Annotated in this window: 6 protein-coding genes and 3 pseudogenes; all 9 read left to right on the top strand. The window is 35.9% G+C overall.

All coding sequences use genetic code 11. The annotated features are described in order from the left end of the window. Nucleotides 1–192 (top strand): annotated as a pseudogene (locus AFK68_RS25800) (hypothetical protein); the annotation flags it as partial. A gap of 1,187 nt (nucleotides 193–1,379) precedes the next feature. Next, nucleotides 1,380–1,995, top strand: a pseudogene (locus AFK68_RS42600) (hypothetical protein); the annotation flags it as partial. A gap of 1 nt (nucleotide 1,996) precedes the next feature. Then, the coding region (locus AFK68_RS39815) for a hypothetical protein (RefSeq protein WP_210407627.1) at nucleotides 1,997–2,747 on the top strand (751 nt) is incomplete at its 5' end. A gap of 308 nt (nucleotides 2,748–3,055) precedes the next feature. Further along, nucleotides 3,056–3,676, top strand: a pseudogene (locus AFK68_RS25790) (DUF262 domain-containing protein); the annotation flags it as partial. An 807-nt stretch (nucleotides 3,677–4,483) separates the two neighbouring features. Beyond that, entirely contained in the window at nucleotides 4,484–5,284 is an 801-nt protein-coding gene (locus tag AFK68_RS46485; protein WP_371357561.1) for an HNH endonuclease family protein, read from the top strand. A gap of 446 nt (nucleotides 5,285–5,730) precedes the next feature. Then, on the top strand, nucleotides 5,731–6,324 hold the full coding sequence (locus AFK68_RS25765) for a Uma2 family endonuclease (protein WP_094676266.1): 594 nt from the start codon (nucleotides 5,731–5,733) through the stop codon (nucleotides 6,322–6,324). A gap of 684 nt (nucleotides 6,325–7,008) precedes the next feature. Further along, on the top strand, nucleotides 7,009–8,415 hold the full coding sequence (locus tag AFK68_RS46480; protein ID WP_210407626.1) for a hypothetical protein: 1,407 nt from the start codon (nucleotides 7,009–7,011) through the stop codon (nucleotides 8,413–8,415). A 36-nt stretch (nucleotides 8,416–8,451) separates the two neighbouring features. Then, on the top strand, nucleotides 8,452–8,841 hold the full coding sequence (locus AFK68_RS46475; protein WP_210407625.1) for a hypothetical protein: 390 nt from the start codon (nucleotides 8,452–8,454) through the stop codon (nucleotides 8,839–8,841). Between the two features lie 345 nt (nucleotides 8,842–9,186). Then, nucleotides 9,187–10,698, top strand: coding sequence for a threonine ammonia-lyase, biosynthetic (gene ilvA, locus AFK68_RS25750; protein WP_094676262.1), 1,512 nt, complete (start codon nucleotides 9,187–9,189; stop codon nucleotides 10,696–10,698). The last annotated feature ends 42 nt before the right edge of the window (nucleotides 10,699–10,740 follow it).

Raw genomic sequence — 10,740 nt, 5'->3', positions numbered from 1 at the left:
ATAGATACGACTTTGACCAATTCTAAGGTATCTTCAAGAAAAGATTCTGTTTGGAGTCGTGAAGTGGTAGTAGTAACAACTAGCGATCGGATAGAAATTCCGCCAATCAAATATTTTTGGCAGTTAGTTAAAGAATTGATTCCTGGAGGAGTTAGGAAAGTTAAAAGTCAAAAGTCAAAACTTAAAAGTTAAAAGTAATCTCTGATATTAAACCTGATAATTAGACATCTGGTGAAAAAGATATAGACTTTTTGCACTTAGTAGGGAACAGGGAAGACTTAACTGGGAACAGGGAATTTATTCTTACGAAAAAGATACGAAAAATGATTTAGGAAAGTGAATTTTACAACTCTAGCTTATCTTAAATAAAGAGCAAGTTTATTTTCTCGAGAGGTCTATTAGTTACTCTAGGTCATTGCGACTGGAACGGAGTGGAAGGAAGCAATCTCTCGCTACCTCTGAGATTACCGAATAATTAATAATTACAGAGCTTTTCAGATTGATGAACCACATGGTCACGACTAAAACCCTGTAGGGGCGTTTTGCTGCGCGACATATAATACCATTTTGAAAAAAGAATGTTACGAATAATAACAACTATTAAAAGGTTTTACGGTAAATGTTGATTTGACAAAAAAGATAATTACAACATAAAAAATAGTCTCAAATTTATTCATTCTGACTCCTGACTCCTGTCTCCTGACTCCTAAATAGTAACCTAAATATTTGTAGCGAAGATTTATCAATTTGGTATAAAACGTTTGCGGAGCATTCCTATAGGAAAGTTATGCGTAGCTAATGGCCATTCGCCCCTACTGTGGTCTATCGTGCAGGAAAACGGCTGTAATAGTAATAATTAATAATTAAGAGTTGATAGTCAATTAATTATTCATTCAACAATTCACGCCTTAAAGGCTCCCCTTGGATAGGGAATAAATCAAAAATTGTCCTTTTAGTCAATCCTATCTGTTTTAAGANAAACGGCTGTAATAGTAATAATTAATAATTAAGAGTTGATAGTCAATTAATTATTCATTCAACAATTCACGCCTTAAAGGCTCCCCTTGGATAGGGAATAAATCAAAAATTGTCCTTTTAGTCAATCCTATCTGTTTTAAGAAGGGGTAATTATTAATTATTAATTGTTCATTGTTAATTCCTGAACTCCTATCATTATTACAGTGTTTTTCAAGTTGATGAACCACATCTTCATAACCAAAATCTAGCAGGGACTTTCCATGGAACGTCCCTACTATGGTTTACTGAAATGAAAACCGCTGTAACTAATTCTTAGTAATAAAAAAGTAATGATAGAGAATAGTTTTGATATCCTTAACTATATTTATAACTACCAACTAATTAACCGGAGAGATAAACAAATGAGCGATCGCTTTCGAGAATTACTGAAAACTATTGGCAGTGGTACCCACACAGGGAAAAATTTAACTCGCCAAGAAGCAGCAGCAGCAATGCGGATGATGTTGTTAGGGGAAGCAAGACCTGCCCAAATTGGTGCTTTCCTCATTGCTCACCGTATTAAACGCCCCACTGGTGAGGAATTAGCAGGAATGTTAGATGCTTATTACGAATTAGGGCCAAAACTTCAAAGTCAACCATCTATGGCTACAGTGACAGTCTTAGGTTGTCCTTATGATGGGCGATCGCGTACTGCACCTGTCACCCCACTCACAGCTTTAATTTTGGCAACAGCGGGAGTGTTTGTTGTGATGCACGGTGGAGCGCGGATGCCGACAAAAGAGGGAATACCTTTTATTGAGATATGGCAAGGGTTGGGGGTTGAATGGGGAAAATTATCGTTGGTGCAGGTGCAACGGGTATTTGAGCAGACTGGTTTAGGGTTTGTTTATTTACCAGAACATTTTCTCGCAGCAGATGGCTTAGTAGAGTACCGTCGCGATATTGGTAAAAGACCTCCTCTAGCTACGCTGGCCTTAATTTGGGTGCCGTTTTTGGCAGAGCTTCGTTTAGCTGCGGNCCCACTCACAGCTTTAATTTTGGCAACAGCGGGAGTGTTTGTTGTGATGCACGGTGGAGCGCGGATGCCGACAAAAGAGGGAATACCTTTTATTGAGATATGGCAAGGGTTGGGGGTTGAATGGGGAAAATTATCGTTGGTGCAGGTGCAACGGGTATTTGAGCAGACTGGTTTAGGGTTTGTTTATTTACCAGAACATTTTCTCGAAGCAGATGGTTTAGTAGAGTACCGTCGAGATATTGGTAAAAGACCTCCTCTAGCAACGATGGAATTAATTTGGGTGCCGTTTGTGGGAGAAGTTCATTTAGCTGCGGGATATGTTCATCCTCCAACAGAAGGTATGTTTCGTGAAGCTTTTAAATTACAGGGTTTTAGGAATTATACAACGGTGAAGGGGTTAGAGGGAAGTTGCGACTTGCCACGCGATCGAACTTCTATTGTTGGGGTGTCGATGCCATCTGGGGATAATGTCACTTTTGAACGTCTGTTGTTACATCCGAGTGACTATAGTTGTAAGGGAAAGGAAGTTGTATTAGGTTCAACTGCCGAGTTAGTAGAGGAAATGCAGGGAGTTTTGCAGGGTAAGGCGAGTAAGTTAATGTCAGCAGCTATTTGGAATGGCGGTTTTTATTTGTGGCGTTGTGGAATTTGTTCTGATATTAATGAAGGTTTGTCGAAAGCGGAGAGTTTATTAAGCAGTGGTGAAGTTGGGGAGAAGTTGAGGGAAATTAAGGCAAAAGTTGGGATGTAAATTTAGTAGGGTGCGTTAGAGAAACGTAACGCACCGGAATTGATGATTGATTTGGAAAAGTTGGTTTGAGAATAAGAAGTATAACTTGCTTTAGTTTGATTTTTTTATTGGCAGTTTGAAGAAAAACATTTCTCTGATTTTCAGTCATATATTTCCAAGTTTGACAAATATTGATATACTAAAAGTCTACGAGTAGAAATCATGGTTAAGCTAAGTAAATCTGAAGTTTAGTAAACCGTAATTTTACTGACAATCATAAAAAAATTTTCATTTTTTACCAGGTAATATTTTCCAACTAGATATTTAACATGGAAGACTCACTAAAATCTTTATCAAAATTATTTACAGAAAAATTGTATAGAATCCCAGATTATCAAAGAGGCTATGCTTGGACAGAAAAGCAACTAATGGATTTTTGGGGTGATTTAGACTCACTTGAAGAAGATAAAAAGCATTACCTAGGAGTTTTAACTCAAGAACAAGTACCCGAAAAAATTTATGATAAATGGGAAGATGATCGTTGGATTATTAAATATAAGAGTTATAAGCCATATTATGTTGTTGATGGGCAACAAAGATTGACAACTGCAATTATTTTAATTCAGGTAATCATAGAATCACTTAAGGAAGAAGAAAAAGACAAAATTAATTTTCGATCTGCTAGTGATATTAAAAGCAAATATATCTATGATTCTAAGGATGAAGGTATATCAAGGTCTTATATTTTTGGTTACGAGAAAGATAATCCCAGTTATGAATTTTTGAAGACCAGGATATTTCTTGAACAGTCAGATTCTAGTGAAACTTTACAGGAAACAATTTATACTCATAATCTCGAATTTGCCAAGGAATTTTTTGCGGAAAATATCAAAAAATTAAAATTAGAAGCTAAGGAAATTATATATCGCAAACTTACTCAAAGTTTTCGGNTGGGTAAAAGTTTTGCCCAATACAAACAGACAATTAGTAACTTTTTACGATCGCCGAAATTTATAGGGGTTGATATTTTTCCATCCCTAAAAATTGCTCCGAAAATTCAAGTGATATAGATGTATTTGTTGCTTTTGAAACTATGAACAATAGAGGTCAGCCTCTTTCATACTTAGAGTTGCTAAAGAATAGATTAATATATCTTTCGACAAAATTTGAAGATGTGGATGATGAAAAAAATAAACTAAGGAATAGTATTAATGAAACTTGGAAAACTATGTATCATCATCTTGGGAAGAACAAAGATAAACCCTTGGATGATGATATATTTCTATCCAATCACTCTCACATTTATTTTGGAAAATCATCAAAATCAGATAATGATTATTTTGGCATTGATTTTGATTTATTATCTAGTAATACCATTTATTCAGGCAAAAAAAGAGGTTACTATAGTACATATCTTTTGGAAAAAAAGTTTACAGTAAAGAGTCTGATTGAAGGTAAAAACAACAAATCAAGAAGCAACAAATCTACTCAAGAAACATTGACAGTAAGTGAAATTTACGATTATGTTCAAAATCTCAAACAATCTGTAGGATTATGGTATAANCAAATCTACTCAAGCAACATTGACAGTAAGTGAAATTTACGATTATGTTCAAAATCTCAAACAATCTGTAGGATTATGGTATAAAATTATTAATCCTAATGATAGCGATTTTACTAAAGAAGAAAAACTCTGGATTGATAAGCTAATTAAGTTTTCTAGAAATGATGATTTTTTTCCTGAAGCTCCATTACTCATGGTATTTTTTCAAAAAGAAAAAGATGTAGAACAAAGAATTAAACTTTTGAAAATTCTGGAAAAAATAGGTTTTCTCAAATTATTGAGTTATACTCGCCACGAGTATGCTTTTTTATTTGTATATGGAGAAGCTCCAATGAACATGATTAAATTAGCTAGAGAACTTAGTAAAGGTGAAAAAAAACCTAAGCAAATTATTGAGTCTCTCGAAGTTTTTCGGACTCGACTAATAAATCAGAATAATATTGTATCAAGAATCAAAGGAGATTTTCAAAAATCGGGTTTTTATAAGTGGCATGGCATCAAGTATTTTTTGTATGAATATGAGCTTTTTCTAAAGGAAAAATCAAAGGCAAAACGCTATAAATTAAACTGGGATAACTTTAATAATGAAGATTCTGGTGATTTTAAAACTATAGAACATATTTATCCACAAAATACTCACAAGCCATGTTGGACTAGAAAGTTCTCTAATTATAATACTCCTCAAAGAAATATATTAAGACAGTCTTTAGGAAATTTATTACCTTTGTCACACCCAAAAAATTCTAGCCTGGGAAATAAATGTTTTGAAGAAAAATGTTCTAATGGAGAGAATGTTGGATATAAATATGGTTCCTATTCAGAAATAGAAGTTAGTGAAAAGGATGATTGGACAGCAAAAGAAATATTGGAAAGGGGTCTTAAGCTCTTGAATTTCATGGAGGAACGTTGGGGAATAAAGCTAGGAAATAGAAATGAAAAAATTGATTTTCTCAATTTAGGATTTGTAGAAGAAAAAGAAAAGGAAAAAATTTAATTATGCAACTCCCTTACCCAGAAACTAAATTTGTCATCTGCATCAACAATAAAAACTATCCAAACTCATTAGAAATTAGCAAAATTTATCAAGTCATTCCCGACACTACCGCCATTAAATATCAAATGATTCGAGTCATCGAGGAATCAAACGAAGATTACCTCTACCCAAACAATTATTTCATCCCCATTGAATTACCAAAAGCAGCGGAAATTGCCTTTTCCATAACNCTAAATTTGTCATCTGCATCAACAATAAAAACTATCCAAACTCATTAGAAATTAGCAAAATTTATCAAGTCATTCCCGACACTACCGCCATTAAATATCAAATGATTCGAGTCATCGAGGAATCAAACGAAGATTACCTCTACCCAAACAATTATTTCATCCCCATTGAATTACCAAAAGCAGCGGAAATTGCCTTTTCCATAACACCTTAAAATTATGCAAACTCAACAACAAAAAAACTACACTCCCACAGAATATCTAAACCTTGAAACTAACTCACAACAACGACACGAATATATCAACGGTGAAATTTTTCCCTTGACTGGTGGAACTCCAAATCATAATCAAATTGCCCTTAATTTCAGCGCAGCTTTAAACTTTTCCCTCAAACGTCAACCCTATAGAGTATTTATTTCCGACCAACGACTTTGGATTCCGAAAAAACACATCTATACTTATCCTGATGTTATGGTAACTCCAGGAAATTTACAACTACAACAAGGAATAAAAGATACAATTACTAACCCATTAATAATTGCCGAATTTTTATCAAATTCTACTAGAAATTATGACAAAGATGAAAAATTTGCAGCTTATCGAACTATTCCTACATTTCAAGAATATCTACTCATAGACCAATACACAATAGAAGTCGAACAATATTACAAAACTGCTCAAAAAAAGTGGATTTTTTCAGAATATAACGAACTCGAAGAAACTATATATCTCAATTCAATTGATTTTCAAATAACCCTGGCAGATATTTACGATAAAGTCGAATTTGAAACAACACAAAACAGCAATAATTAGAAATATTGAAACTTATTTATGTTGGGTTTCGTTCCTCAACCCAACCTACTTTCTAGCAGATTTTTACGATAAAGTCGAATTTGAAGCAACAGAAAACAGCGATAATTAGAAATATTGAAACTCATATAGCAATCCCAAATAATTTGCGAGAAAAAACTGTAGGGGTTTGGTCTTTTTATCCCATTTTTGCTTGGGTTTGGAGACCAAACCCCTACGATAAAANAAGAAGGAGAAAGAGGGAAAAGGTGGGAGGTTGGGTTTCGTTCCTCCACACAACCTACTTTCTAGTAGATTTTTACGATAAAGTCGAATTTGAAGCAACAGAAAACAGCGATAATTAGAAATATTGAAACTCATATAGCAATCCCAAATAATTTGCGAGAAAAAACTGTAGGGGTTTGGTCTTTTTATCCCATTTTTGCTTGGGTTTGGAGACCAAACCCCTACGATAAAATTTTCTCACCAATTTAGGATTTATATATATTAAGAAACCGGGTTGATAGGAGGTAGATGTTAGTATAATAGCACATTTAATATCAACCCGGAATAATATACTTTTTTATATCAAAACTACCGAATTTGATATCACTGGTAAAAAATTAAATCTTAATAAATAACAACTATTCTTAATTCCTAACTTCTATACTATTAAAATAGTAAAAAATTCCAACATATCTAAAAACAATGGCAGGTCCTACTCCTAACGGATTTTATGAATTAACTTTAGATTCTGATAACTTTCAGCTAACTCCTGAATTACTAACAAATCTCCCTGGAGGTTTACTTGGTTTAAGTGGCAATGATTCAATTATTGGAGCTGAAGATGCAGAAATTATTAATGGTAATCAAGACAACGATACCATTAATGGAAATCAAGGCAATGACACAATATTCGGAGGCAAAAATTCCGACTCTATTTTCGGTGGAGATGGTGATGATTTTCTCAGTGGAAATTTAGGCAATGATGAAATTTTTGGTGATGCTGGAAACGATATATTAAGAGGTGGAAAAGAAGATGATTTGCTCAATGGTGGAGAAAATGATGATAGTTTATATGGAGATTTAGGAATAGATACTCTGACTGGAGGCAACGGTGCAGATGTATTTTTCCTTTCCCAAGAAGCAGACATAATTACTGATTTTTCAATAGGCGATCGCCTCAACTTACCATCAGGTTTAACAGCAAATGATTTAACATTTGAAACCACTACCCCAGGAAGCAACGATACTGTAATTATAAATAGTAATTCAGGAGAAATAATCGGTTTATTATTAGCAACTTCACCAGTAGAAATAGACCCAAATACTTTATCTTTTATAGATACATCCGGCAATGAAAATCTGAACAGCACCTTCATACAAACCGAACCATTATCATCAGAAAATATCCGCATTTATCTAGATTCATTACCACAACCTTTTGCCAGTGAAAGTGCTTCTAATCCTGCTGATATTATTCCAATTCCCGATAATCCAACGTTGCAAGTTCCTGATGGATTTACAGTGAATGTTTTTGCTGAAGATTTAGAAAGACCTCGTTGGTTAGCAGTCACTCCTACCGGAGATGTATTAGTAACAGAAACACCACTAAATCAAATCCGTTTATTGCGCGATACAGATGGCGATGGAACAGCAGATTTTTCTCAGATTTTTGCCTCAGAAACTAACGGATTAAATCAACCCTTTGGTATGGCTTTTACTGAAGATTATTTCTATGTTGGAAACACAGACTCAGTAGTTAGATCCCCCTACAATATTGGGGATATACAAATTAATGGTACTGGTGAAAAAATTGCCGATTTACCAGCAGGAGGTCATTGGACTCGAAACTTAGCAATTTCTAAAAATAATCAACTTTTTATTTCTATTGGTTCCCTCTCCAATGTATCTGTTGAACCATTACCTAGAGCCTCAGTTCAAGTAATGAATTTAGATGGTTCTAATCCACAAACTTTTGCTTCAGGTTTAAGAAATCCAGTAGGTTTAGACTTTAATCCAATTACAGGTCAACTTTATACAACTGTCAATGAACGAGATGGATTAGGAGATAACTTAGTTCCTGACTATTTAACAGGATTAGAACAAGGTTAATTTTATGGTTGGCCGTATGCTTATTTATCGCCTAATTTGGAAGACCCTATAAGAGCTGGAGACAATCCTAATTTAGTCGCTCAAACCGTAACTCCAGATGTTTTATTTCAATCTCATTCTGCACCTCTAGGACTCCAATTTTATGATCAAGAAACTTTCCCAGAAGAATATCAAAATGGAGCTTTTGTTGCATTCCGAGGAAGTTGGAATCGTCAGGAACCTACAGGTTATAAATTAGTATTTGTACCCTTTGATCAAAGTGGAAATCCTACAGGAGAATATCGAGACTTTTTAACAGGATTTTTAGATGTTTCAGAGGAAAAAACTTGGGGTCGTCCGACTGGTTTACAGGTATTGCCAGATGGAAGTTTATTATTTACTGAAGAAGTAAATAATCGGGTTTATCGTATTCAATTTGCGGAGTAGGGAATAGTGAGGGGTTAAAAACGTTATAGATGAGTTAGGAATAAGAATACTCTCTTGATTTTTCTGCCCTTGTCTGCTTAAATTTAGAGAGTAGTTAGGAGTTAGAAGTTAAGGGAGTTATAGAGGAGGTATTTGTCAAAAATAGACATCTCCATAAAAGAGGTAATAGGGAGAAGTAATTGACAATTTATGGATAATAACTGATTTTATTTTTGATTTTTGCAGAGGTGTAACAGACATCTCAAATCATAAAAAATAAAATTAATTATCCCACAGAAATAATCAACTTTTTTCCCCTACTCCCTACTCCCTACTCCCTACTCCCTGTTAAGAAAAAAAACAACTATGTATTGTGATTATTTAGTACAAATTCTTACCGCCCGCGTCTACGATGTAGCTCAAGAATCACCACTTGAAACTGCTGCCAACCTCTCCACTCGCCTTAACAACAAGCTCCTACTCAAACGAGAAGATATGCAGTCAGTCTTCTCCTTCAAACTCCGTGGAGCTTACAACAAAATGGCTCAACTCCCTCCCAACATTCTTTCCCGTGGAGTTATTGCAGCCTCCGCAGGCAACCATGCTCAAGGAGTAGCTCTCGCTGCAACCCACCTCAATACCAACGCCATAATAATTATGCCAGTAACTACCCCCCAACTAAAAGTAGATGCTGTAAAAGCTAGGGGAGGAGAAGTTGTTTTGCATGGCGAAACTTTTGATGAAGCTTATAAATACGCCCGTCAACTCGAAGAAGAAAAAGGCTTAACTTTTATTCACCCCTTTGACGACCCCTACGTTATCGCTGGACAAGGTACAATAGGTATGGAAATTCTCCGCCAATACCAAAAACCAATCCATGCCATATTTGTTGCCATCGGTGGTGGAGGTTTAATTTCTGGTATTGCAGCTTATGTTAAACGGTTACGCCCCGAAATCAAAATTATTGGTGTTGAACCTGTTGATGCTGATGCCATGTCACAGTCTTTAAAAGTCGGACATCGAGTCCGCTTACCCCAGGTAGGATTATTTGCCGATGGTGTGGCAGTACGAGAAGTAGGGGAAGAAACATTTCGTCTCTGTCAACAATATGTAGATGATATTATTCTGGTAGAAACCGATGATACCTGCGCTGCCATTAAAGACGTATTTGAAGATACTCGTTCCATCGTTGAACCTGCTGGTGCCTTAGCGATCGCTGGAGCCAAAGCTTACGTCGAACAAAAACAAATTCAAGGAGAAACCCTCATCGCTGTCGCCTGCGGAGCAAATATGAACTTTGACCGTCTCCGGTTTGTTGCCGAACGCGCCGAACTGGGAGAACGTCGCGAAGCTATCTTTGCCGTTACTATTCCTGAAACTCCAGGCAGTCTCCGCAGGTTTTGTGACTGTCTTGGCAAACGCAATATTACTGAATTCAACTATCGTATTGCCGAAGAAAAAGAAGCACATATTTTTGTTGGAGTGCAAATAAAAGATCGCGCCGATGCTGCCAGAATACTAGAAACATTTGAAACCCAGGGTTTGAAAAGCATAGATTTAACAGATGACGAACTGACAAAACTACACCTACGTCATCTCGTCGGAGGTCGTTCTCCCCTCGCTCACCACGAACTACTTTACCGTTTCGAATTTCCCGAACGGCCAGGGGCATTAATGAAATTTGTTGCCTCCATGAGTCCCAACTGGAATATTAGTTTATTTCATTATCGCAACAATGGGGCAGATTATGGACGTATTGCCGTAGGAATACAAGTCCCTCCCTACGAGATGGCCGAATGGCAAGCTTTTCTCCAGAGCTTAGGTTATCGCTATTGGGACGAAAGCCAAAATCCAGCTTACAAATTATTCTTGGCCTAGTTAGTGTTTAAGGAGTTAGGGGAGTAGGGGAGTAGGGGGGGT

This window comes from Hydrocoleum sp. CS-953, from assembly GCF_002260545.1.
Lineage (GTDB): Bacteria > Cyanobacteriota > Cyanobacteriia > Cyanobacteriales > Microcoleaceae > Trichodesmium.
This window is presented reverse-complemented; position numbering and strand designations above follow the sequence as displayed.

Coding starts and splice junctions, on each gene's coding strand:
- ilvA (WP_094676262.1), top strand. CDS start 9,187: ATGTATTGTGATTATTTAGTACAAATTCTTACCGCCCGCGTCTACGAT.
- AFK68_RS25765 (WP_094676266.1), top strand. CDS start 5,731: ATGCAAACTCAACAACAAAAAAACTACACTCCCACAGAATATCTAAAC.
- AFK68_RS46480 (WP_210407626.1), top strand. CDS start 7,009: ATGGCAGGTCCTACTCCTAACGGATTTTATGAATTAACTTTAGATTCT.
- AFK68_RS46485 (WP_371357561.1), top strand. CDS start 4,484: ATGGTATTTTTTCAAAAAGAAAAAGATGTAGAACAAAGAATTAAACTT.